Origin of the sequence: Mesorhizobium sp. BR1-1-2, from assembly GCF_020165435.1 — a bacterium.
GTDB lineage: Bacteria > Pseudomonadota > Alphaproteobacteria > Rhizobiales > Rhizobiaceae > Mesorhizobium.
Map to the genome: position 1 here is coordinate 272,984 of NZ_JAIUID010000006.1, position 24,651 is coordinate 297,634.

The 24,651-nt window shown below is 63.9% G+C and carries 20 protein-coding genes; 15 read left to right on the top strand and 5 right to left on the bottom strand.

Annotated features, from left to right (window positions below; genetic code table 11):
• Window positions 1-138: 138 nt before the first annotated feature.
• Genes soxG through LB551_RS16650 form a run of 4 tightly spaced genes read right to left on the bottom strand, consistent with a single transcriptional unit; the run spans window position 139 to window position 5,315 of the window.
• Window positions 139-726, bottom strand: coding sequence for a sarcosine oxidase subunit gamma family protein (gene soxG, locus LB551_RS16635; RefSeq protein WP_224627816.1), 588 nt, complete (start codon window positions 724-726; stop codon window positions 139-141).
• Window positions 719-3,712: a sarcosine oxidase subunit alpha gene (locus tag LB551_RS16640; RefSeq protein WP_224627825.1), complete on the bottom strand. Its 2,994-nt coding sequence runs from the start codon at window positions 3,710-3,712 to the stop codon at window positions 719-721. The genes soxG and LB551_RS16640 overlap by 8 nt, the downstream gene beginning before the upstream one ends.
• Window positions 3,709-4,005 carry a sarcosine oxidase subunit delta gene (locus LB551_RS16645; protein ID WP_140551334.1) on the bottom strand — a complete coding sequence of 99 codons (297 nt, stop codon included), beginning with the start codon at window positions 4,003-4,005 and terminating at the stop codon, window positions 3,709-3,711. Before LB551_RS16645 ends, LB551_RS16640 begins: the two co-directional genes overlap by 4 nt.
• Window positions 4,006-4,055: 50 nt before the next feature.
• Window positions 4,056-5,315 (bottom strand): sarcosine oxidase subunit beta, encoded by a 1,260-nt coding sequence (locus LB551_RS16650; RefSeq protein ID WP_224627827.1) that lies wholly within the window; start codon window positions 5,313-5,315, stop codon window positions 4,056-4,058.
• Between the two features lie 440 nt (window positions 5,316-5,755).
• On the opposite strand from LB551_RS16650, the gene LB551_RS16655 reads away from it, so the two are divergent.
• From LB551_RS16655 to LB551_RS16725, 15 genes are all read left to right on the top strand, one after another.
• Window positions 5,756-8,245, top strand: a complete 2,490-nt coding sequence (locus LB551_RS16655; RefSeq protein ID WP_224627829.1) for a mechanosensitive ion channel family protein — start codon at window positions 5,756-5,758, stop codon at window positions 8,243-8,245.
• Between the two features lie 153 nt (window positions 8,246-8,398).
• A complete protein-coding gene (locus tag LB551_RS16660; protein ID WP_140551337.1) occupies window positions 8,399-8,662 on the top strand; it encodes a hypothetical protein in 264 nt (87 codons plus the stop codon).
• Between the two features lie 205 nt (window positions 8,663-8,867).
• Window positions 8,868-10,301: a UbiA family prenyltransferase gene (locus LB551_RS16665; RefSeq protein WP_224659887.1), complete on the top strand. Its 1,434-nt coding sequence runs from the start codon at window positions 8,868-8,870 to the stop codon at window positions 10,299-10,301.
• A gap of 2 nt (window positions 10,302-10,303) precedes the next feature.
• On the top strand, window positions 10,304-11,656 hold the full coding sequence (locus LB551_RS16670) for an FAD-dependent oxidoreductase (protein ID WP_224659888.1): 1,353 nt from the start codon (window positions 10,304-10,306) through the stop codon (window positions 11,654-11,656).
• A gap of 123 nt (window positions 11,657-11,779) precedes the next feature.
• Complete coding sequence (locus LB551_RS16675) at window positions 11,780-12,229, top strand: EamA family transporter (protein ID WP_224659889.1); 450 nt, start codon at window positions 11,780-11,782, stop codon at window positions 12,227-12,229.
• Window positions 12,226-13,233 (top strand): NAD-dependent epimerase/dehydratase family protein, encoded by a 1,008-nt coding sequence (locus tag LB551_RS16680; protein WP_224659890.1) that lies wholly within the window; start codon window positions 12,226-12,228, stop codon window positions 13,231-13,233. The genes LB551_RS16675 and LB551_RS16680 overlap by 4 nt, the downstream gene beginning before the upstream one ends.
• A 105-nt stretch (window positions 13,234-13,338) precedes the next feature.
• Window positions 13,339-14,769 carry an aspartate aminotransferase family protein gene (locus tag LB551_RS16685; RefSeq protein WP_224660001.1) on the top strand — a complete coding sequence of 477 codons (1,431 nt, stop codon included), beginning with the start codon at window positions 13,339-13,341 and terminating at the stop codon, window positions 14,767-14,769.
• An 11-nt stretch (window positions 14,770-14,780) separates the two neighbouring features.
• Window positions 14,781-16,013 (top strand): hypothetical protein, encoded by a 1,233-nt coding sequence (locus LB551_RS16690; RefSeq protein WP_224660002.1) that lies wholly within the window; start codon window positions 14,781-14,783, stop codon window positions 16,011-16,013.
• The gene (locus LB551_RS16695) at window positions 16,010-16,768 is read left to right on the top strand and encodes an FkbM family methyltransferase (protein ID WP_224659891.1); all 759 of its coding nucleotides are present in this window, start codon (window positions 16,010-16,012) and stop codon (window positions 16,766-16,768) included. Before LB551_RS16690 ends, LB551_RS16695 begins: the two co-directional genes overlap by 4 nt.
• Window positions 16,769-16,916: 148 nt before the next feature.
• Window positions 16,917-19,478, top strand: a complete 2,562-nt coding sequence (locus LB551_RS16700) for an FAD-dependent oxidoreductase (protein WP_224659892.1) — start codon at window positions 16,917-16,919, stop codon at window positions 19,476-19,478.
• 101 nt (window positions 19,479-19,579) lie between these two features.
• Window positions 19,580-20,425: a DUF1194 domain-containing protein gene (locus LB551_RS16705; RefSeq protein ID WP_224659893.1), complete on the top strand. Its 846-nt coding sequence runs from the start codon at window positions 19,580-19,582 to the stop codon at window positions 20,423-20,425.
• 210 nt (window positions 20,426-20,635) lie between these two features.
• A complete protein-coding gene (locus tag LB551_RS16710) occupies window positions 20,636-20,980 on the top strand; it encodes a peptidase inhibitor family I36 protein (protein ID WP_140551346.1) in 345 nt (114 codons plus the stop codon).
• Between the two features lie 139 nt (window positions 20,981-21,119).
• A complete protein-coding gene (locus tag LB551_RS16715; RefSeq protein ID WP_140516347.1) occupies window positions 21,120-22,064 on the top strand; it encodes an ABC transporter substrate-binding protein in 945 nt (314 codons plus the stop codon).
• 62 nt (window positions 22,065-22,126) lie between these two features.
• On the top strand, window positions 22,127-22,903 hold the full coding sequence (locus LB551_RS16720) for an ABC transporter permease (RefSeq protein ID WP_140495640.1): 777 nt from the start codon (window positions 22,127-22,129) through the stop codon (window positions 22,901-22,903).
• Window positions 22,900-23,685, top strand: coding sequence for an ABC transporter ATP-binding protein (locus LB551_RS16725; RefSeq protein WP_140551347.1), 786 nt, complete (start codon window positions 22,900-22,902; stop codon window positions 23,683-23,685). The genes LB551_RS16720 and LB551_RS16725 overlap by 4 nt, the downstream gene beginning before the upstream one ends.
• Before the next feature lie 9 nt (window positions 23,686-23,694).
• Here LB551_RS16725 and LB551_RS16730 read toward each other — a convergent pair whose 3' ends face one another.
• Window positions 23,695-24,633, bottom strand: coding sequence for a GlxA family transcriptional regulator (locus LB551_RS16730; protein ID WP_263482988.1), 939 nt, complete (start codon window positions 24,631-24,633; stop codon window positions 23,695-23,697).
• Between the last annotated feature and the right edge of the window lie 18 nt (window positions 24,634-24,651).

The window sequence follows — 24,651 nt, forward strand, 5'->3', positions numbered from 1 at the left end:
ATGCGCGGATTCTGGAGATGGGTTTTGTTACCCTTCGGACCGGCTTGACGGTCGTATCCTGCCAGTATGAGGGCCCCCGGCGCATTGCTGTAGCGTCAGAGCCGGCCGGCCTTGATGCCAGAATCCGTCGAGGCGCGCTTACTGCACCTCGTAGCCGACTTCCTCGCTGGCGTGACACAGCGCCTTCCAGAATGAGCGCGCGAAGGAGCGGAAGACGTAGATGTCGAACTGGTCGCCGCCGGTGCGCTGGATCTGGGCGAAGATATCGTGATGGGTGGTCGAGCGGCCGGCGCCGAGCGGGAAGGCCGGCAGCGCGAAATCGATGGCGAAGAATTTCGCCAGCACCCACTCGGCCTTCGGTCCGGCGATGCGGATCACGGCGCGGCCATGCGAAAGATCGGTCACCGTGCCGATGGCGGGGGTCACCACGCCCGCGAAAGCCGCGGCCAGCCCCTCGGCTTCGTCGGCTACGGTAAACTTTCCCGGTGCGAAACCGAATGCCGATTTGGCGCCATTGGTGGCGCCGCCGCCGGCACCGTCGGGCAACGTAAGCCCGGTGACGGCGCGGATGCCCGATATCAGTTTCTTCTCTTCGCCCGGCCAGGCGGCGAGCTGCACGATCGAGCCCGGCCTCGTCTCGGTCAGGATGACTTCGACACCATGTTCGAAATCGCCGTGCGAGCCGACATGGAATTCCGGTTCCAGCGGTGAAAGGCGCTCAACCATGCATGCGGCTCCCGTCCGGATCGTAGAAATGGTTGGAAACGATCTCGACCGGCCCGAACCGGTTGCGCAGCGGATCGGAGACATGGGCGCGCGAGCCGTGCCTGGCCTTGCCGCCTTTGACCAGCGCCAATGCGATGTGCTTGCCGAGCGCCGGCGAATAGCAGCAGGCCGTGATGTGGCCGATGGAGCCGTGCGGGTTGGACTCGTCAAGCTCCTCGACGATATGCGCGCCTCCGTTGAGCGGCCTGTTGTCGAGCGCGACCAGGCCGACAAGTTCCAGCCGGTCGGGGGAGATGAGGCCCTCGCGGTCCATCATCGCCGAGCCGATAAACGGCTTCTTCTTCGACAGCATCCAGTCGAGATGCAGGTCGCGCGCCGTGGTGCGGCCGTCGATCTCGGCGCCCGTCACGTGGCCTTTCTCGATGCGCATCGTGCCCAGGGCTTCCAGTCCGTAGGTTACCAGGCCGAACGGCTTGCCGGCCTCGACAAGCGCTTCCCAGACATGGGTGCCATGGTCGGCGCCGCAATAAACCTCGAACGCCATTTCGCCGGAGAAGGACAGCCGGCAGATCATCACCGGCACGCCAGCGATCTGGCCATGCACGATGCCCATGAACGGCAGCGCCGCGTTGTCGACAGCGGTGCCGGCGACGCAGCCGGCCAGGATCTGCCTGGCTTTAGGCCCGCCGATCGCTGCACCCGCCCACTGGTCGGTCACGGAGGTGACATGAACCTTGAGCTCCGGCCAGATCACATCGAGGAAATATTCCAGATGCTGCATCACCTTGCCGGCATTGGCCGTGGTGGTGGTCATCAGGAAATCCTGTTCGCCAAGCCGCCATGTGGTGCCGTCGTCGAAGGCCAGCCCGTCCTCGCGCAACATCAACCCGTAGCGGGCCTTGCCGATGGCCAGCGTGGAAAACATATTAGTGTAGACACGGTCGAGGAATTCGGCGGCGTCCGGACCTTGCACGGCGATCTTGCCCAGCGTCGAAACATCGACGATGCCGGCGCTTTCGCGCGTCGCCCTGGCCTCGCGCACATAGGCCTGCTCGACCGTCTCGCCGGCAAGGCCATAGATCATCGGCCGGTACCACAGGCCGGCGGAATACATGGTCGCGCCATTGGCGACATGCCAGTCATGCATCGGCGTCAGCCGTTCAGGCTTCAGGTCGCCGAAGCGCTCCGCCGCCAGCGATCCGATCGAAACCGGCGCAAAAGGCGGCCGGAAGCGCGTGGTGCCGACTTCCGGGATCGGCGTGCCCAGCGCCTCGGCCATGATGGCAAGGCCGGCAACGTTGGAATTCTTGCCCTGGTCGGTCGCCATGCCGAGCGTGGTGTAGCGTTTCAGATGCTCGACCGAGACGAAGCCTTCGCGGTGCGCCAGCCGCACGTCCTCCGACGTCACGTCGTGCTGGAAGTCGACGAAGCTCTTGCCGCTGGCCTTGATCTCGAACACCGGCGCCGGGTCGGGATCGCAAGGTACGGCTTCGACCGAAGGCAGCGCGGCCGGCGTGGCTTGCGCGCCTGACGCGGCAAGGCCCGCGGCGCGGCCCTCGCTCACCGCTTCGGCGGTGGAAAAGCTGCCGGTGAAGGCGCCTGCGCCAATCCAGTTCTGTGTCGGCTTCGGCGGCAGGAAGGCTTGCCGGGCGGCATTCCACTCCGCCTTGGCGCCGGCCTGGCTGGCCAGATGGATGGTTGGCGACCAGCCGCCCGACATCAAGAGGCAGTCGGCATGGATGCTGCGGGCGTCGCCGGTGAGCGCGCCGTTGGCCATGTCGAAGCGCTGCAGCTTGACGCCGGAGAGCGCCTTGCCCCCCTCGGTGGCGATCACGGCATGGCCGGGAAAGATCTCGGCTTCGGTTTCCTCGGCCAGCTTGCGCATTTCGCCCGAAAGCTCGGGGCGGACATCGACAATCGCGGCAATCCGCGCGCCGGCCTTCTTCAGCGCCAGGGCGCAGCGATAGGCGCTGTCATTGTTGGTGAACAGAGCGATCGTCTGCCCCGCCAGCACGCCGAATTCGTTGGCGTAGCGCTCCGCGGCATGCGCCAGCATCACGCCCGGGCGGTCATTGCCCGGGAATACAAGCGGCCGTTCGAAAGCGCCGGTGGCCAGCACCACCGATCGGGCGCGGATCGCCCAATAGCGATGGCGCGGTTCGCCCTTGCCGGGTGTCTCCTTGTGATCGGTGACCCGCTCAAGGGCGGCGAGCGTATTGCTGTCGTAGTAGCCCCAGACCGTGGTGCGCGGCAGAAGCCGGACATTATCGTAACCCTCGAGCTGGGCCACGGTTCGCCTGGCCCAGTCGGCCGCCGGCAGGTCATCGATCGTCTCGTTCGACCAGTTGGCCGAGCCGCCGAAACGCGGATCGAGTTCGGCAAGTATGACACGCGCTCCCTGGTCAGCGGCGGCCTTGGCTGCCATCAGGCCGGCGGGGCCGGAGCCGACCACCAGCACGTCGCAAAAGGCGTTCATGCGCTCATAGCGCGCCGGGTCGGCTGCGGAGCCGGCACGGCCGAGCCCGGCGGCGCGGCGGATGAAATGCTCGCAGAACATCCAGAAGCGCGTGCCCTTCAGCGGCCCGATCACCGGACCCATGAAGGTCTTGTAGTAGAAGCCGGCCGACAGGAGCTTGCCGCCGAGCTGGTTCACGGCGCTGACGTCCCAGGCCAGCGAGGGAAAACGGTTCTGGCTGACGGCGACCAACCCGTCATGAAGCTCGACCATGGTCGCCGCGACGTTAGGCTCGCGAACCTCGCCCTTCAGCACCGTCACCAGCGCGTTCGGCTCTTCCACGCCCGATGTCAGGAGACCGCGCGGGCGGTGGTATTTGAACGAGCGCCCGTAAAGCGTGACGCCGTTGGCCAGCAGCGCCGAAGCCAGCGTATCGCCGGCATGGCCGGTGTAGGGCTCGCCATCAAAGGTGAAGCGGATGACCTTCAGCCGGTCGATGCGGCCGCCGGTCTCGGTGCGGCGCGGGCTCACGATTTGCCCTCCGCCTTGCGCCGCGCGACCGAGCCGTGATCGCCGCGCGCGAAGGCGACGCTGGAAATCTCGTGCGTCAGCGTGTTGCGCACGACCCTGAGATGCACGCGGCAGCCGCCGGAATGCTGCCAGATCTCGTTGTGGTCTCCGGCCGGGTTCAGCCGGTCATAGACATAGGCATTCCAGGCTTCGAAGTTCTGCGAGGCGGGGTCGGGACGCTCGCGGTTGCCGTCACCCTGGTAGGTGAACTCGATGACGTCGCGCGGGCCGCAATAGGGACAAGTGATCAACATCGGATATTCCTGGTGCAGCCTTGCTCAACGGAGCCTTAGTGAGATCTTGTTCAGTGCAGTCTGGGGTTGGCGCCCTGGCCCTTGTCGTCGATCACCAGGCCGCGATGGAAGCGGTCGAGCGTGAAGGGGGCGTTGAGGTCGTGCGGCTCGTCCTTGGCGATGGTCCAGGCAAAGCACCAGCCGGAGGCGGGCGTCGCCTTGAAGCCGCCATAGCACCAGCCGCAGTTGAGATACATGCCCGGCAGCGGGCCGGTGGTGATGATGGGCGAGCCGTCCATCGACATGTCGCAGACGCCGCCCCAGGAGCGCAGCATGCGCACGCGGGCAAGCCCCGGGAACAGCGCCAGCATCTCGCTCATCACCTCGTCGACGATGGGCAGGTTGCCGCGCTGGGCGTAACTGTTGTAGCCGTCGATGTCGCCGCCGTAGACGAGGCCGCCCTTGTCCGACTGCGACATGTAGAAATGGCCCATGCCGAACGTGACGACCGTATCGATGAAGGGCTTCAGCGATTCGGTGACGAAGGCCTGCAGCACATGGCTCTCGATCGGCATCGTCTCGATGCCGGCAAGCTGCATCACCCGGCCGGTGCTGCCGGCCACCGCGACCGCCACCTTCTTGGCGCGGATGTCGCCGCGTGATGTGGTCACGCCGGTGATGCGGTCGCCGTCGCGCAGGAAGCCGGTGACCTCGCAATTCTCGATGATGTCGACGCCGCGCCGGTCGGCGCCGCGCGCATAGCCCCAGGCCACGGCGTCGTGGCGGGCGGTGCCGGCGCGCCGCTGCATCAGGCCGCCGACCACGGGGAAGCGTGCATCATTGGAAATGTCGAGCGCGGGGATCAGGCGCTTGATTTGCGCCGGCGTCATCAGTTCGGCGTCCACGCCGAGATGGCGCATGGCGTTGCCGCGTCGTGCATAGTCGTCGAACTGGGCCGGCGTGTGCGCCAGGTTCAGGCAGCCGCGCTGCGAGAACATGACGTTGTAGTTGAGATCGTGCGACAGGTTCTCCCACAGCTTCATCGAATGCTCGTAGAAGCGGGTGTTGGCGGGCAGCAGATAGTTGGAGCGCACGGCGGTGGTGTTGCGGCCGACATTGCCGGAGCCGAGCCAGCCTTTTTCCAGCACCGCGACGTTGGTGATGCCGTGTTCCTTGGCGAGATAATAGGCGGTCGACAGCCCGTGTCCGCCGCCGCCGATGATGATGACGTCGTAGGATGCCTTCGGGTCCGGCTTGCGCCAGGCCGGCTTCCAGTCCTTGTTTCCCTTGAGCGCGTTCGCGAGCAGCGAAAGGGCCGAGTACTCTGCCATGGATATGATGTCCGTTTCGGGCGATGCGGCAGACTATAGAGCAGGCCGCACGCGCAAAGCCAATATTGCGCCATCGCCTTTCGACTGGCCGACGCTCCGGCCACCGCCAGATCAGCCCAGGTGGCGGTCGGATCAGGCGACGAATCCGGGTGACGGAGTCCTCGTCGGCGCGCTGTTGAACGAAAAAACCCGCCTGTGCGGCGGTCCCTGGCGCGAGTCAGCACCATGGCTGAATATCTACCATAGCTGCCTTCACCCAGTCAAGAAAAAATTCCTATCGCAAAAGCTGCCGGCGCAGAGGGACTGGCCGTCGTCAGGTCTTGGTTGCCCCGGGTTCGGAGCCCTGGCGGTCGGATGCGACGGCTTGCCCCATGATATGGCCGTCTTTATCAAGGACAGGCAAATTCATTGCCATTGCCGCCTTGAGTCGCCAACAAATCATGTTTTTCAAATTGCTTCGCCTCGTTCTGATCCTGACGCTTGTCGTTTCGGCGCCGCTCTCCTTCGACGCGTCGGCGCAGGGGCTTGGCCAGGCGCCTGCCGGATTGGTCGCCGACCAGCAGAAAATCCTCCAGGACCTGACGACCAAGACCGACAATCTCGACAAGAAGATCCAGCAGGACGGCGATGACGACGCCACCCTCGTCGATATCCGCCTTCAGCTCGAGGAACTGTCGCGGCAATCGCTGAATAGCGCGCTGGCCTTCCGCACCCGCCTTAGCGAGATCAACAGCCGGCTCGAGCAGCTTGGCCCGGCACCCGCCGCCGGCCAGCCGCCGGAACCCGATATCGTCAGCTCCGAGCGCCAGGCGCTGGTCTCCGAAAAGGCCGAGATCAACGCCGTCATCGCGCAGGCGCAGACGCTGTCGATCCGCATCAGCGGGCTGATCGACAAGATCGGCAACATGCGCAGCGCGCTCTTCCGCAATCTCCTGACCAAGCGCTATGTGCTGTCGGATGCGCTGAGCCCACAGGTCTTTTCCGACGCCCGCGACGAATTCGGCAATTTCTACAAGGCGGTCTCGTCCTGGCTGAGCTTCGCCTTCAGGTTCAAGTTCCAGGCCATTCTGGCGGCAACGTTTGTTGCACTCGGGCTGGCCCTGGTGCTTCTGGTCGGCGGCAGGCGGTTGTTTGGACGGGTGTTCGAAGCCGATCCGTCCAACGAGGACCCGTCCTACCTCAGTCGCCTTTCGGTGGCCTTCTGGTCGACCTTGCTGCCGACGCTGGCGGTCGGCGCATTTCTTGGATCGACGATTTTCTTTTTCAACTATTACAACGTTTTGCGCGGCGACATTGGCCTCTTCCTCAATGCGCTGGCGACCGTCATCGGGGTGGTGTTCTGCGTCAACCGGCTGGCCAATGCGGCGCTCGAGCCGCGGCTGCCGAACTGGCGCCTGATCCCGGTCGAAACCGGGCCGGCGCGCTGGCTGGTGCGGCTCACCACCGCCATGGCCGTGGTCATCAGCGTCAACACCTTCCTGTCCGTCATCAACGACAAGATGGGATCGCCGCTGTCGCTGACGATCGCGCGCAGTTTCGTGGCCACCATCGTCGTCGGCATCATCCTGATCCTGATGGCGATGCTGCGGCCGTTCAAGGCCCGTGACGGCAGCTGGCGGCCTTGGCCCGCATGGCTGCGCTACCTGGCGCTGGCTTTGGGGTTCTTCACCATCATCGCGGCGCTGCTCGGCTATATCGGCCTTGCGCTCTTCGTGTCGCTGCAGGTCGTGGTCACGGGCACCGCCCTGGTCACTGCCTATATCGGCTTCCTGTCGGCACAAGCGATCGGCGACGAGGGCGCCTTCGCCAACACATCGGTCGGACGCTGGCTGTCGGCCAATTCCAGCTACGAGGACACCGCGCTCGACCAGCTCGGCCTTGTCGTCAGCGTGGCCATCAATGTGATGATCGTCCTGGTCTTCCTGCCGCTGATCCTGTTGATGTGGGGCTTCCAACTGGGCGACATCCAGGCCTGGGCCTACAAGCTGGCGACCGGGATCAATATCGGTTCGGTGACAATTTCGGTCACCGGCATCCTGTCGGGCATCGTCGTCTTCATCATCGGCTATTTCCTGACGCGCTGGTTCCAGGGCTGGCTCGACGGTTCGGTGATGGCGCGCGGCAAGGTCGACACGGGGGTGCGCAACTCGATTCGGCTGGCCGTCGGCTATGCCGGCGTGGCACTTGCCGCACTGATCGGCATCTCGGCGGCGGGCATCGACCTGTCCAGCCTCGCGCTGGTCGCCGGCGCGCTTTCCCTCGGCATCGGCTTTGGCCTGCAGAACGTGGTGTCGAACTTCGTCTCGGGCCTGATCCTGCTGGCCGAGCGGCCGTTCAAGGTCGGCGACTGGATCGTCGCCGGCGACATCAGCGGCACCGTCAAGAAGATCAGCGTGCGCGCCACCGAGATCGAGACCTTCCAGCGGCAGTCGGTGATCCTGCCCAATTCGAACCTGATCAACAACGCCGTCGGCAACTGGACGCACCGCAACAAGCTCGGCCGCATCGACATCAAGGTCGGCGTCGCCTATGGCAGCGACGTCAAGCAGGTGCACGCCGTGCTGCTCGAGATCGCCCGCGGTCATCCGCTGGTGCTGAAGAACCCCGAACCGTTCGTGCTGTTTTCCAATTTCGGGCCTGCCGCGCTGGAATTCGAGATCCGCGTGTTCCTGGCGGATGTGATGAACGGCAACATCGTGCAGAACGATATCCGCTTCACCGTACTGGCAACATTCAGCGACCAGCATATCGAGATACCCTCGACGCCACGCGCGGTCGTCGAGCCCAAGAATGCGAAGGCCTGGCCGACCGACGACGACAAGATCGAGGCCGATTTCGCCGAGCAGGAACAAGCGAAGCTGGAGGCCGCGGCCGAGGCCAAACGTCTCGCCAGATCGGGACGCAAGGCGAAGAAGCCTGACCCGGATTAGATTGGCGATCGGAAGGTTTCAGGCGGTCAAACCAATTGCGGCATGAATGCGGCATTCAGTTGCGGTTCAGCTTCCATCTCATATAAGCTCCCATGCAAAGGCGAGGATGCCTTGCGAAATGCAACAGAGGCGGTGGGAACACCGATACTGCACATGTGGAAGTCGCTCGTCGCCGCCGTCGCCTTGCTCGCCGTGAGCGGCCCGGCCCATTCCGCCAGCGCGGTCAACAAGGACGCCGAGACCCGCACGCTGATCGTGACGGAAGGCGGCAGCAAGACCGACCTGGCGCTGGCCGCCGGTGAAACCGTGGAATTCTGCCCGAATGGCTGCTTCGTCACCTTGCCCAATGGCGACCTCGAAGCCCTGACCGGATCGGAAACGGTCGAGATCTCGGGCGGCGTCGCCCGCATCAAGTAATTTCGACGGCATGCCTTGAAAGGCCGGGCGTTTGTCCGGCCTTTTATTGTTTCCCGTAGCGGTTGTTTAACAATGACGCGGGAAATACCGCGGCGACAGCCGCCCACAACCGGGCGTTTTAACGTTCGTTACGCCACCTCCCCGCTATACGTCCTGCGAAGACGCCGACAAACGGCGCGACGGGTTCGAGGCAGGACAGGACGACATGGACGCGCGGTCGGACGGAAACGCAATACCGCTTGCGGTCGATCTCGACGGCACGCTGATCGCGACCGACCTGCTATGGGAAGGGCTGTTCATCCTTCTCAAGAAGAACCCGCTCTACATTTTCCTCGTGCCTTTCTGGGCCGCCGCCGGGCCGGCCCGCCTGAAGCAGGCCATCGCCCAGCGCGTCGATATCGATCCCGCGTCGCTGCCTTACCGCCAGCCACTGCTCGACCGCATCCGGGCCGAGCATGCCGAAGGCCGCAAGATCGTGCTGGCGACAGGCACGCCGCGCAAATTCGCCGACGCCATCGCTCGCCACCTCGGTGTCTTCGACCGGGTGCTGGCCACGGACGGGGTCGACAATCTGACTTCCGGCAAGAAACGTGCCTCGCTTATCGCGGCCTATGGCGATGGCGGCTTCGACTATGCCGGCAACAGCCGCCATGATCTCAAGGTTTTCGATGCGGCACGCAGCGCGATCGTGGTGGCGCCGGATCGCCACGCCGCGCGCTGGCAGGCGGCGCATGGCGCCGAAACCATGTCGGCGCCGAAACCGACATTGCGGACCATCGTCAAAATGCTGCGCGTGCATCAGTGGCTGAAGAATTCGCTGATCGCGGTGCCGATGGTGCTTTCGCACGAATATTTCAACGCCGGCATGATCTGGGAGTGCGTGCTGGCGTTCATCTCGTTCAGCGCGGTGGCCTCGGCCATCTATATCCTCAACGACTTTTTCGACCTGGCGCTCGACCGCAAGCATGCCACCAAGCGTAACAGGCCATTCGCCAGCGGCGCGCTCTCCATCCCGTTCGGGATCGGCGCGATCGCGGTGCTGCTGGCGATCGGCATCGGCACAGGATTGTTTCTGTCGCCCGAATTCCTCGCCGTGCTCGGCGGCTACATGGCTGTCACCACGGCTTATTCGCTGTCATTCAAGCGCATGCTGCTGGTCGACGTGCTGACGCTGGCCGGCCTCTACACGATCCGCGTTCTGGCGGGCGCGGCCGCGACCGGCGTCGAGGTCTCGTTCTGGCTGCTCGCCTTCTCGATCTTCTTCTTCCTGTCGCTGGCGCTGGTGAAGCGCTTCGTCGAATTGCGCACCACGGCCATTCCACCCGGCGAGCGCATTGCCGGGCGCGGATATCGCACCGAGGACCAGGAGATCGTCGCCCAGGCCGGCATGGCTTCGGCCTTTTCCTCGGCACTGGTGCTGGCGCTCTACATGGACAGTGTCGCGGTGCGTGAGCTCTATCCGCATCCCTGGCTGATCTGGCCGCTGCCGCCGATCGTGCTTTATCTCACCATGCGGGTCTGGATCCTGGCGCGTCGCGATGAGATGCATGACGATCCGGTCGTGTTCATCATCCGCGATTGGCGCAGCCAGATCGTGGTGCTGATCGGCGCCGTGCTGCTGGTGATCGGGGGCTGGTAGACATGGCCGGCGAGCGCTTCGACAGCTTCGGGCGCGCGACGCCGCCCGCGCCGCGCGCCATCGGCGTCGATGATGCTATCGTGCTGCTGAGGCGCGGCCAGGCCAGGCACGCCTCGCTGCTTGCCTATGGCAATGGCAGATCCTATGGCGATTCCTGCCAGAACGAGGCCGGCGCGGTCGTCGACATGCGGCCGTTGAACCGCATCCGCGCCTTCAATGCCGAGACCGGCCTTCTCGAAGCGGATACGGGCGTTCTTCTGTCCGACATTATTGCCCACGCCGCGCCCTACGGCTTCTTCCCGGCAGTCGTTCCGGGCACGCAGTTCGTCACGCTCGGCGGCGCCATCGCCAACGACGTCCACGGCAAGAACCATCACCGGCGCGGCACGTTCGGTTGCCATGTCGAAAGCCTCACGCTGCTGCGGTCCGATAGACGGACCTACCGCTGCTCCGCGACGGACAATCCGCGGTTGTTCCGGGCGACGATCGGCGGCATGGGGCTGACAGGCCTGATCCTGTCGGCCTCGATCCGGTTGATGCGGGTGCATTCCCTCGACATCATCGAGAAGGTGACGCCGTTTCGCGACCTGGGCGAGTTCTTCGACCTGGCCGAGGCGGCGGACCAGGCCAATGAATATGCGGTCGCCTGGATCGATCAGCTCGCCGGCGGCCGGGGCAGCGGGCGCGGCCTGCTGTTCACGGGAAATCAGGCCGAGCATGGCTCGCATACCGCCGCGCGCGCCCGCGGCAATTTCGCGGTGCCGTTCCAGCCGCCGTTCAATGTGCTCAGCCGACCGTTCCTGAGCGCCTTCAATGCGGCTTACCGATGGAGGAAGGGCCGCTCTGTCGCGCCGCGCCAGGTCGGTTACCAGGGCTTCTTCTTCCCGCTGGACGGCGTGCGCGATTGGAACCGGCTTTACGGCCCGAACGGGCTGTTCCAGCATCAGAGCGTCGTGCCGGAAGAAGCCGCGCGTGAAGCGGTGCCGACGCTGCTCGCGACTGCCAGGCGGGCCGGGCAGGGCTCGTTCCTCACTGTCCTGAAACGCTTCGGCGGCGTCCGATCCCCGGCGCTGCTCTCCTTCCCGCGGCCTGGCTACACGCTGACGCTGGATTTCCCCAACAGGGGAGCCGCGACCCTGGCGTTGCTGGACGAACTCGACCGCATCGCCATCGGAGCCGGCGGAGCGGTCAACCCCTACAAGGATGCGCGCATGAGCGCCGCAACCTTCGCCGCGTCCTTTCCGGAGTGGTCACGGCTGGAGGCGCAGCGCGATCCCGCCTTCATGTCCGATTTCTGGGCGCGCACCGCGAAAAACATCGACCTGCGAAGACGGGGTGCCGAGGCCGCCGAATAGATAAAATTGAAATGGATCTTGGTTAGCGAGTGGTTAACGAGGAGATTTACTCAAAATATCCTTGTGAGTTCACGAAATCTTTTCGGGTTTGTAATAGAAGGCCTCACGGGTGGGTGAGCTGACATGAAATATATCGTCTTCATTCTCTTTACGGTCATGACCAATGCGGCCGCGCAGCTGATGCTGAAGCAAGGCATGATGTCGCTTGGGCCGATCTCGTTCGAAGGCGCCAACCCGCTTGTCAAGCTTTTGCAGATCGTCTTCAGCCCCTGGGTGTTCCTCGGCCTGTGCACCTTCGTCATTTCCATGGCCTCGCATCTCTACGTGCTGTCGAAGGTCGAGCTTTCCTTTGCCTATCCGTTCCTTAGCCTCGCCTATGTCGCCGTCGCGGTCTTCGCCTATTTCGTCTTCCGCGAGGACCTCAATGGCTGGCGCGTCGCGGGTATTGCCTGCATCTGCGTGGGCACAGTGCTGATCGCCCAAAGCGGGCGAGACTTGGGTGCCCGCGGACATGACGAGCAGACCGTTTCCATCACTCCCGACAAGATCGGCACCAGCGAGATCGTTCGATGAGACATGTGATTTTCGGCGGCGACGGCTTTGTCGGTCGCCACCTTGCCCCGAAGCTCGTGGCGGATGGCGAAGAGGTTGTCGTTGCCGACATCGTCAAGAGCGACCTGGCGCATTACCGCAACGTAGGCTTCATCCATTGCGACGTAACCGATCCAGCATCGGTGGTGGCGGTTGGGCTGAAGGCCGACGACATGGTCTATAATCTGTCGGCAAAGATGCTGTCGCCGATCCAGGTGCGCGCCAAGCGTCACGATTTCTTCTTTCCGGTCAACTTCCATGGCACCGAGCATATCATGCAGGCGATGGACAAGGCCGGCGCGCCCAGGCTCGTGCATTACACGACCGACATGATCTACGGCCACACGGTCACCCAGCCGATGACCGAAGAGCATCCGGTCGCGCCGCTCGGCGAATATGGCTGGTCGAAACAGAAGACCGAGGAACTGGCTGCCGAATGGCGCAAGCGTGGCATGTCGATCTCGCTGTTTCGTCCGCGCCTGATCATCGGTCCCGGCCGCCTCGGCATCCTTGAAAAGCTGTTCAAGCTGATCGACTGGAACCTTCCCGTGCCGATGATCGGCTCGGGCCGGAATCCATACCAGTTCATTTCTGTTTTCGATTGTGCGGAAGCTGCCCGCGCGGCCTGGAAGGCCGGCGTGCCGAATGAGGCCTATAATCTGGGTTCGCTCAACCCGCCGCCGGTCAGGAAATTGCTCGGCGACCTGATCAGGCATGCCGGTTCGAAATCGATCCTGATTCCGACGCCGGGCTGGGCGGTGAAGCGCACGCTCGACCTGCTCGACCTCATGAACCTGCCGATCATGGATCCGGAGCAATATCTGATCGCCGACGAGGAATGCGTGCTCGACGTCTCCAAAGCGGGACGCCAGCTCGGCTGGGTGCCGCAACATCGCGACGAGGACATGTTGATCGCCGCCTACAGCGAATACCGCGCCAGGAAGGCCGGCCACGCCGTCGCCACCAAACATGTGCCCGCCGAATAGCAGCCCGCCAACAGTTTCATCTGCGCACGATCCCCGATCCTGCGCGCGGACAGGAGATTGAAAATGACCGTCATGGCCAAGCCCGATCAGGCGAGCGCGCGCACCATGGTCAGCGCGCCGGCACTGTCGCCAGCCACCATCGCCAAGCCTGACCTGATCAGCGTCGAGCAGGCCAAGGCGATGGACGTCGCTGCGATGACCGACCTGTTCAAGGCACATCTCAACCCGGGCCAGCTGCATTTCATGAAGCTGCTCGGCTTCCACAAGATCAAGGTCGAGCGCGCCGAGGGCATGTTCTATATCGACCAGAACGGCCGCAAGATCCTGGATTTCTTCGGCGGCTTCGGTTCGCTGGCCTTCGGCCACAATCATCCGCGCATCCTCGAAGCGCGCAAGAAATTCCAGGAGGAGAAGCGCCAGGAGATCGCCATTGCCTTCATGTCGCAATATGCGGCCGCGTTGGCGCACAACATCGCCAAATGTTCGCCGGGCGATCTCGACATGGTGTTTCTGGGCTCGTCCGGCTCGGAAGCGATGGAAGCGGCGGTAAAACTCGCCGAGCGTGCCGCCGGTCCGAAGCGGCCCAAAATCGTCTATGCCGAGAATTCCTTCCACGGCAAGACCAAAGGCGTTCTGGCGATCACCGACGGCCAGCTCTACCGCGCCGATTTCAAGGTGGCCGACAATGCGGTCCGCATTCCGTTCGCCGACATCGAAGCGGTCGAGCGCGCATTCCGCGCCGATCCCGAGATCGGCGTCATCGTGCTGGAAACCATCCAGGGCGGCGGCGGCATCATCCAGGCGCCCGCGGAATATTGGCAGAAGCTGCGCGCATTGTGCGATCAGTACGGTGTGCTGTGGGTGGCTGATGAAGTGCAGTGCGGCTATGGCCGCTCCGGCCGCTTCTATGCTTTCGAACATTATGGCGTCGTTCCCGACGTGACGGCGCTCGCCAAGTCGCTCGGCGGCGGCAAGGCGGCGGTCGGCGCGATGGTCGCCCGGCGCGAGATCTATATGAAGGCCTACGGCACGCCGAAGACGGCGATGATCCATGCCATGGCGACTTTCGGCGGCATGGGCGAGGCTTGCGTCACCTCGATCGAAGCGCTCAACGTTCTCTATGACGAGGGCCTGATCGACAATGCCGCCGCCACCGGCGAGTACCTTTTGCAGCGCCTGCGGGCGCTGAAGGACAGATACCCCAAGATCATCAAGGACGTGCGCGGCAAGGGGCTCATGATCGGGCTCGAGTTCCATGATTTTTCGCAGACCTTGCCGACGGTGTTGCGGCCGGTGGTCAGCGTGCTTGATGACAAGCTGAAGGGCTCGCTTTCGGGCTTCATCGGAGCGCTGCTGCTGCGTGACCACGACGTGTTGGTCGCCTTCACCGAGTACAACCGCAACGTCATCCGGCTCGAGCCGCCGCTGATCTGCCGGCGCGAGCATGTCGACCGGTTCGTCGACGCTTTCGACAGCCTCTTGTCGCGCGGCATTGTGGGAATCGTGAAGGATTTCGTCAAAAGCCAGGTTCGTTGAGCACCACGACGATGCTGACCAAGTCGCCCGCTCAGCAAAACCCGCTCGACCGGCTCACCGCGGCCGGCCTGGCGTGGGGTGAGGGGACCTATGCGCGGCTGGCGGCACCCATCGGCGCGGCGGCTTTCGCGCTCTACATCCTTTTGACGGCGCTGACGGCCTGGGTGATGCCCGATGCCAATTGGGACATGCTGCCCTATCTCGCCATATCAGAGGAAGGCACGTATCCCGATGCGCAGGCACTGCATGACTATGCCTACAACACCGTCAAGGCCGGAGTATCGGCAGGTGACTACAAGACGCTGACCGATGATGGCGGCGGCTTCCGCAGCCACATGGCGCAGAATGCCGCCGACTTCCATTCGCTGCTCGGCATGTACCGGATCAAGTTCCTCTACGCCGAAATCCTGTCGACGCTGAGCGCGGTCATGTCGCCGGTCGAAGCGATGCGCCTGGTGCAGGTGGCCTCGGTGCTGCTGTTCGGCGCGACCACGCTGCTGTGGCTGCGCTCGGAAAAGGCATTGGCCTTGGCGCCGGTAATCGGCGCGGTGCTGATCATGGCCGATTTCGGCGATGCGGCGCGCGCCTCGACGCCGGATCTGCTGACTTCGGCCCTGCTACTCGCAGGACTCTATGCCTATGTCCGCGGCCGCGAGGCGGCGACGGCGATCCTGCTCTTCCTCGCCTTTATGGTGCGGCCGGACAATATTGTCTTTCTTGCCGTTTTCGCCGTTCTGCTCACCGCCTTCCGGCAGCAGGCATGGGGCGCGCTGGCCGGTTTTGCGGCGTCCTTCGTCGCCTATTTCGCCATCTCGCACTGGGCGCATCATCCTGGCTGGTGGCCGCATCTGTGGTTCTCCAGCGTCGCGCAGCACTACAATATGGAGGGGTTCGAGCCGCCCTTCTCGGTCCTTGCCTATCTCAAGGCGTTTGCCGCATCGCTGCTGCGCGCCGTCAGCCTGAACAGCTGGATCGGCGTCTCGGTGCTGGCGCTGGCCGGCTGGTACGCGGCCGGCCGGGCCGGCTTCCGGCTCGACCGACGCGCCGGCATTCTGTTTGCCGCGCTCGTGCTCGGCGCGCTGGCGAAATTCACCGTCTTCCCGATCCACGACACGCGCATCTATTTCCCGCATCTGGTCCCGTCATTCCTGCTGCTGGCCACCCCTTTCATGGCGCTGTGGGCGACGATCGCCCGCGGCCAGCACCGCGCCGGCTTGCATGCCATTCCCGGAGACACGCCATGAGTTCGCTATCAAGCCTGACGCGCATCGCGCTGTCGCTTGGCCTTCCGGCCGGTTTGCTCGACCGCGGTCCGTCGCTGCGCGGCACGAAATTCCTGGCCGGGGCGGCACTGAAGGCACGCCTTGGCGGGACAAGGCGGCCTTTCCAGATGGTCAATATCGGTGCCTGCGACGGCGCGCTGTTCGACGACGTCACGCCGTGGCTGCATCGCATACCCGGCGCCCGTGCCCTGCTGGTCGAGCCGATCCCCTATAACCAGAAGCGTCTGCGCGCCAATTATCCCGATACCAGCCGCTTTATCATCGAGCCGGTTGCCGTCACGAAAACAAGGGGGACGATCACCGTCCACACCTTCGATGCCGCAGCCCTCGAGGCCGGCACGCTGCCGATCGAGTTTATCGGCTGCTCCTCGGTCACCGACACCAACCTGATGTCGGGCAAGAATGCCTGGGGCGAGGATGACGTGAATTTCAATAAGTTCGCGCCCTATCTCAGGGACATCGAAGTGCCGTCCGAGACCTTGCAGACATTGCTCGACCGCAACGGCATCAACCATATCGACGCCTTCCTCGTCGATTGCGAGGGCGCAGACTGGATGGTCTTCGAGCAACTCGATCTGCAACGCTACCGTCCGGGCATGATCAAGGTCGAGGTCGGCGCACTGCCCGCCGCGGAAATCGGCCAAGTCGTGGTCAAGCTCAAGAGCGCCGGCTACCAGGTCGGTTTCCAGGCCGAGGACATCTGGGCCTTCGCCTGACGGCAGCGATTTTCCTGATCCAAATCGGGTCGCGGCGCATCCGCGGCGTGTCGCAAACAGGCGGTAGCGCGCTCACCGTCCTCTGCATATTGTGCGCCGATCAAACGGGCGCCGACGCCGCCCGCAACAGCACCTGGAGTCGCGGGCAATGGCAGAGTTTCCGAAAAAGGCGAAGGTCGTCATCATCGGCCTGGGTGGCATTGTCGGCGCGTCGATCGCCCATCACCTGATCGAACGCGGCTGGGACGACATTGTCGGTATCGACAAATCAGGCATCCCGACCGACATCGGCTCGACGGCGCACGCTTCCGACTTCTGCTACACCACCAGCCACGATTTCCTGTCCTGCTGGACGACGCTCTACTCCATCGATTTCTACGAGAAGATGGGCCATTACGCACGCATCGGCGGTCTCGAAGTCGCGCGCGTCGGCGATGACGGCCGCATGGACGAAATCAAGCGCAAGATCGCTTCCGCCAAGGCTTTTGGCACGCGCGCGCGCCTGATCGAACCGGCCGAGATCAAGGAGAAATTCCCGCTCGTCGAAGAAGGAATGGTGCAGGGCGGCCTGTGGGATCCCGACGCCGGCCTGGTCATCCCACGCTCGCAGACGGTCGCCGGCAAGCTCGTCGACCAGGCGGAAGCCTCCGGCAAGCTCAAATCCTTCGCCAACACGCCGGCCCGGTCGCTCGTCGTCAAGGACGGCCGCATCAGCGCCGTGGTGACCGACCGCGGCACCATCGAGGCCGACTACGTCATCGTCTGCGCCGGCATCTGGGGCCGGCTGATCGCCGAGATGGTGGGCGAGGACCTGCCCGTGATGCCGATCGACCATCCGCTCACCTTCTTCGGGCCCTACAACGAGTTCGCCGGCACCGGCAAGGAAATCGGCTGGCCACTGCTGCGCGACCAGGGCAATTCGGCCTATATGCGCGACACCGGCGACCCCAAGACCGCCGAGGGCGGGCAGATCGAGTGGGGTTATTACGAAGAGACCAATCCGCGCCTTTGCCATCCGCGCGACCTGCTCGAGAAGGACCAGGCTCGGCTTTCGCCGTCGCAACGCGACCTCGACATGGAGCAGATCCTGGCGCCGCTGGAGCGCGCCATGGAACTGACGCCGATCCTGGGCGAACTCGGCTATAACGAAAGCCATTCCTTCAACGGTTTGCTTCAGGTGACGGCGGATGGCGGCCCGTCGATGGGTGAGAGCCAGAAGGTGAGGGGTCTCTGGTATGCCGTCGCCATCTGGGTCAAGGACGGCCCGGGCATGGGCAAGCTCATCGCCGACTGGATGACCGACGGCCGCACTGCGATAGACCATCATGCCATCGACTATGCGCGCTTCTATCCGCACCAGACCAAGGAGCAGTTCATCTGGGATCGCTGCACCGAGACGGCGATGAAGGTCTACAATCCCGCCGTGCATCCGCGCGAGCCCTTCTCCAAGGGCCGCAACATAAGGCGCTCGCCATTCTGGGAGCGCGAGAAGGAACTCGGCGGCTATTTCATGGAGCTGGGCGGCTGGGAGCGCGCGCACGGCTATGCCGCCAACGAGCATCTTCTGGAGAAATACGCCAACCGGGTACCGGTGCGCGAGAACGAATGGGACAACCGCCATTTCTGGCGCGTCTCCAATGCCGAGCATCTGGCGATGAGCGAAGACTGCGGCATCGTCAACCTGTCGCACTTCTCGATGTATGACGTCGAGGGACCCGACCACGTCGCGCTGCTGGAGTGGCTGTGCGCGGCCAAGATCGGCGGCGACAACAATATCGGCAAGGGCATCTACACCCACTTCCTCGACGAGGAAGGCATGGTGCGCGCCGACTTCACCGTTATCCGCATGGCCGACCGCTGCCGTTTGATCGACGGCGCGGACGCCGGCCCGCGCGACTTCCAGTACATGCGCCGCACCGCGCAGGATAAAGGTTTCGATGTCACCATCACCGATGTGACGGAAAAATACGTCACCATCGGCATCTGGGGTCCGAACGCGCGAGCAACCCTGCAGAAGGTGGTCGAGAATCCCGAGGGCCTTGCGCTTGAGAATTTCCCGTTCGCCGCGATCAAGCCGATCCGGATCGGCGGCAAGGATGTCACCGCATTCCGCATCTCCTATGTCGGCGAACAGGGCTGGGAACTGCACATGCGCTACGAGGACGGGCTGGCCGTCTGGGACGCGCTGCGCTCGACCGGCGTGATGCCGTTCGGCGTCGAGACCTATGCCAACACACGGCGCATGGAAAAGAGCCTGCGTTTGCAGAATGCCGACCTGCTCACCGAGTACAACCTGCTCGAGGCCGATCTTGCCCGCCCGAAAGTCAAGGAGAACGACTTCTGCGGCAAGGCCAAGCACCTGGAATACCGCGCCCGCGAGCACCAGCCGGCGATGCTGTGCACGCTGGTGATGACCGAAAACACCGATTCCAAGGGCGTGGCGCGTTATCCGGTGGGCACGATGCCGGTACTGGACCCCGAGACCGGCGAGACGCTGGTCGATGAACTCGGCCGCCGTTCCTTCACCACGTCGGTCGCCTACGGCCCGACCATCGGCAAGAACATCGCGCTCGCCTATCTGCCCTGGGCCTATGCCCAAGAGGGCCGTAAGCTGAAGGTGGAGTATTTCGGCGAGACCTATCCGGTCGAGGTCGCCGGGGTCGGCTACAAGCCGCTCTACGACCCGGAGAATCTGAAGCCGAGAAGCTAGGCAACCGCCCAGCAGGGCTCCTGAGCAAATTTTGGATAAGCCCGGCGGCCGTGGTCGGGCTTTTCTCTTTTTCGGCTGGCGATTCTGGCTTACCCTGCGGCATGTCTGCTTTTGCTCGCGCAAGACATCTGCTTTCAGGCGCCGCCGCCCTGGCGCTGATGCTGTGGCTGGCGCCGATGTCGCTCGCGGACGAGCCGGTCGACGTCGAGCTGGTGCTGGCGGTCGACGTCTCGCTGTCGATGTCGGCTGACGAGCTCGAGATCCAGCGTCGCGGCTACGCGGCTGCATTGACGCACGATCATGTGCTGCAAGCCATCGCCGCCGGCGCTTATGGCAGGATCGCCGTCACTTATGTCGAATGGGCCGGCACCAACTCGCAGCACGTCATCGTGCCGTGGACGGTGATCGCCACTCGCGCCGACGCCGAGCGGGTGGTGGCGCGGCTGTCCGCCCAGCCGCCCAACAGCGCGCGGCGCACGTCGATCTCCGGCGCGCTGGAATTCGGCGCGGACCTTTTCGCCGAAAGTGGCTTTCAAGGGACGAAGCGGGTCATCGATATTTCCGGCGATGGCCCCAACAACCAGGGCGCGCCGGTCGACATCATCCGCGACGAGGTGGTCAAGCAAGGCATCGTCATCAACGGCTTGCCGCTGATGACTCGCGGCGGTTTCACCAGCGCCTATGACGTCAACGATCTCGACCGCTATTACAGCGACTGCGTCATCGGCGGTCCCGGAGCCTTCATGGTTCCGGTCAACGACTGGACGCAGTTCCCTGAAGCCATCCGCCGCAAGCTTGTGCTGGAGCTCGCCGGCTCGGCCTCGCCGCGCTCGGGTGAAGAGGCCGATCGTCCGCCGGTGGTGCTGGTGCAGGCCGAACGAGCCAGCGATTGCCTTGTCGGCGAAAAGATGTGGCGCAACCGCAACTGGATGCTCGATAGCCGCTGAGAAATTCCAGAAAAAGCGCATAGCGCTTTGCCGGTACGCGCGTAACGCTTTCCCTTTGGAATTGATTGAAAAAAATAGTTAAAGCGGTTCGGCGGTTCCGTGAAATGCCGAACCGCTCCAGGCTTGCCAGTCCGGCAGAAGCAGTGGCAAACTGAACTTGCCGCGCCATCCGGCGGGCGGGGTGACGCGGTCAAACCGAGGAAACACCAGATGAGACGTCTAGCTATCCTGACTGCGGTCGCGTCCATGCTTTACGCCGACGGCGCCAGCGCCCAATACGATGATCAGGCCGCCTGCATCATGTTCGAAAATGCGAATTTTCGCGGGCGGTCGATCGCGCTCGGGGCCGACGATTCAGTCAATTTTCGCGGCCGCGAGTTCTGGAACGACCGCGTGTCGTCGGTGATCGTTCGCCGGGGCTGCACTCTCGTTGCCTATGAGGATTCGCGCAGGGGAGGCCGTTCGATCGAGATCAGGCGCAGGGTCCGCGATTTCGGCGGCAGCGACTGGAACGACCGCATCTCGTCCGCGGAGTGCTACTGCGACCAGTATTGACGACAAAGCCCTCGGTCTGCCGTCTTATGGCGTCAAGGCGAACCTTCGTGGCCGATGATGCGAGCGAACACGGCCCTGTTCATTGACAGCCGGGCGGGGTCCGTGAACATTCCCCCGGAGAAAACAAAGGGGAACTGACATGAACAGGACCATTATCCTTACGCTGGCACTTGCCGCCGGCCTGTCCGCGCCGGCGATGGCCGCCACATCGGTCACTATCGGCATCAGCGGCTGGACCGGCTTCGCGCCGCTGACGCTCGCCAAACAGGCCGGTCTCTTCGAGAAGCACGGCCTCGACGTGACCTTGAAGAAAGTGCCGCAGGCCAGCCGGCCGCTCGCCATCGCCAGCGGCGATCTGCAATGCGCCGCCACCACGGTCGAGACGTGGCAGGTGTGGAACGCCAGCGGCGTCACCACCAAGCAGATCTTCCAGCTCGACAAGTCCTACGGTGCCGACGGCATCGTCGTGCGCAACGACATCAAGACCGTCGCCGACCTCAAGGGCAAGACTGTCGCGTCCTCGGCGCCGGGGACCTCGCCCTATTTCCTGCTGGCCTGGGTGCTGAACAAGAACGGCATGTCGACCAAGGATGTCACGGTCGTCAACCTGGAACCGGATGCGGCGGCGCAAGCCTTCCTTGCCGGCCAGAACGATGCCGCCGTCACCTATGAACCGTTCATCTCGGCGGTGCGCGACAAGGCCGACCAGGGCCACATTCTGGCGACCACGCTCGACTACCCGATGGTTCTCGACACGGTCGGCTGCACGCCCGAATTCCTCAAAGCCAATCCGGACGCCGCCAAGGCGCTTGCCGACAGCTATTTCGACGCGCTCGACCTGATCAAGAAGGACCCGCAGAAATCCTACGGCATCATGGGCGCGGACGTAAAACAGTCGGCCAAGGAGTTCGAGGATTCGGCGAAGTACCTGAAATGGGCCGACCGGGCGGAGAACAAGCAGTTCTTCACCAAGGAGTTCCAGGATTTCTCCAAGACCGCCGGCGAGCTTCTGCTGCAGATGGGGCTGATCAAGGAAGCGCCTGACGTCTCCACGCTGGCCGACACCAGCGCCGTGGCGAACTGACCGGCCGCTGTCTCGCGGCGGCGCCCCGCGCCGCCGTTTCGCTTCCACAAGGACCGTTGTGAATGCCGCGCCCCCTGCATCCGATCTCGCCGGGCACGCGAACCGTGCTCGGCATTTCCTTCTTCGTGCTGTTCGTCGTCTTCTGGGCGTGGATCACGCTTGGCGGTCACGTCAACCGCATCTTTCTCGCCGATCCGCTGTCGATGCTGCGGGATGGCTGGCGGCTGCTGGTCGAGGACCGGTTCTGGCTCGACATACTGATCACCATCTGGCGCGTCTTCGGCGGCTTCGTGCTGGCATCAGCCGTCGCCGTGCCGCTGGGCATTGCGATGGGCGCGTGGAAACCAGTCGAGGCGTTCCTGGAGCCGTTCGTCTCCTTCGCCCGCTACCTGCCGGCCTCGGCCTTCATTCCGCTGCTCATCCTTTGGGCCGGCATAGGCGAATTGGAGAAGCTGCTGGTCATCTTCGTCGGCTCCGTGTTCCAGATCATCCTGATCATCGCCGTAAAGGTCGGCTCCACGCGCCGCGATCTCGTCGAGGCGGCCTACACGCTCGGCTCTACGGACAACGGCATCGTCAAGCGTGTGATCATGCCCGCCAATGCGCCCGAGATCGCCGAGACGCTGCGGCTGGTGCTCGGCTGGGCTTGGACCTATGTCATCGTGGCCGAGCTGATCGGCTCGTCGTCTGGCATCGGCTACATGATCATCAACAGCCAATCGCGACTGGCAACCGGCCAGATCATCTTCGGCATCATCGTCATCGGGCTGATCGGCCTGTTGTCCGACCTTGCCTTCAAGGCGCTTAATCGCTGGCTCTTCCCATGGAGCCTGGCATGAGCAAGCTTCTCATCGAGGGCGTCTCGCGCACGTTCGCCGGCGTGCGCGGCGGCTCACCGGTCCAGGCGCTGATGCCTGTCGACCTGGCGGTCGCGGCCAATGATTTCATCACCATCCTGGGACCTTCGGGATGCGGAAAGTCGACCCTCTTGCGCATCGTCGCCGGGCTTGAGGCGCCGAGCGAAGGGCGCGTGCTGCTCGACGGCAAGGCGGTGACCCGGCCGGGGCCGGATCGCGGCATGGTCTTCCAGTCCTATACGCTGTTTCCGTGGCTGACGGTCGCCGAAAACATCGCTTTCGGCCTGCGCGAACGCGGCATGGCCGAGCGGGAGAGGGGCGAAATCGTCGCTTCCTATATCGACCTCGTCGGGCTGAAGGGCTTCGAGAACCACTGGCCGAAGCAACTCTCGGGCGGCATGCAGCAGCGCACGGCGATCGCCAGGGCGCTGGCCAACGACCCCGCGATCCTATTGCTGGACGAGCCGTTCGGCGCGCTCGACAACCAGACGCGCGGGCTGATGCAGGAACTGCTGCTTGGCATATGGGAACGGCGCAAGAAGACGGTGCTGTTCGTCACCCACGACATCGAAGAGGCGATCTTCATGGCGTCGCGCGTGGTGGTGATGACGGCCAGGCCCGGCCGGATCAAGTCAGACGTTGCCATCGACCTGCCGCACCCGCGCCACTACACGCTGAAGACCAGTCCGGAATTCTCCGTTTTGAAGGCGCGGCTGACCGAGGACATCCGCGTCGAGGCGATGCGAACGGCAGAAGTGCTCTGAGGCGCGCCTCTACGCCGCCAGCAGCTGCTTGCGGTCGACGCGTTCCTGCTGCGGCGAGCGGGCGTAGAGCTCGCGGTAGCATTTCGAGAAATGCGAGGCCGAGACGAAGCCGCAGGCGACCGCCACCTCGACCACCGGCATCGAGGACTGGATCAAGAGATGCCTTGCACGGTCGAGGCGGATTTCGAGATAGTAGCGGGCCGGCGAGCGTCCCATCTCGGTGCGGAACAGCCGCTCGATCTGGCGACGCGACAGGTCGACATGGTCGGCGATCTCGATCAGCGACAGCGGCTCCGACAGATTGCCTTCCATCAGTTCGATGATGGTCAGCACTTTCGAGTTCTGTACGCCGAGCCGGGCGCGCAGCGGCAGGCGCTGGCGGTCGGTCGGGCTGCGCACACGGTCGGTCAGCACCTGTTCGCAGACGCGGTTGACGAGATTCTCGTCGAAATCGTCGCCGATAAGCTTCAGCATCATGTCGAGCGCGGCGGTGCCGCCGGCGCAGGTGTAGATGTTCTGGTCGATCTCGAACAGGTCGGCAAAGACATTGGCTTTCGGGAATGCCTCGGAGAAGCCCGGCAGGTTCTCCCAATGGATGGCGCAGCGCTTGTTGGACAACAGGCCGGCAGCGGCCAGGACATGCGCTCCGGTGCACAGGCCGCCGACGGAGACGCCGCGATTGTATTCCTCGCGCAGCCAGGCAAAGGCGGACTTGTTCTGGTAGCGCTCGACATTGGTGCCGCTACAGACGATGGCCATGTTGGGGCGATCCGGCCCCCCCATCTTCCTGCGTTCCTCCTCCAGCGAGGTGTTGACCGCGCATTCGACACCGTTCGAAGCGCGCACCGGCTTGCCGTCGATGCTGGCGAGGCGCCATCGATAGGCCTCGTAGCCGAGCATGCGATTGGCCGAGCGCAGCGGGTCGAGGGCCGTCGCAAAGGCGATCATGGTGAAGTCGGGGATGAG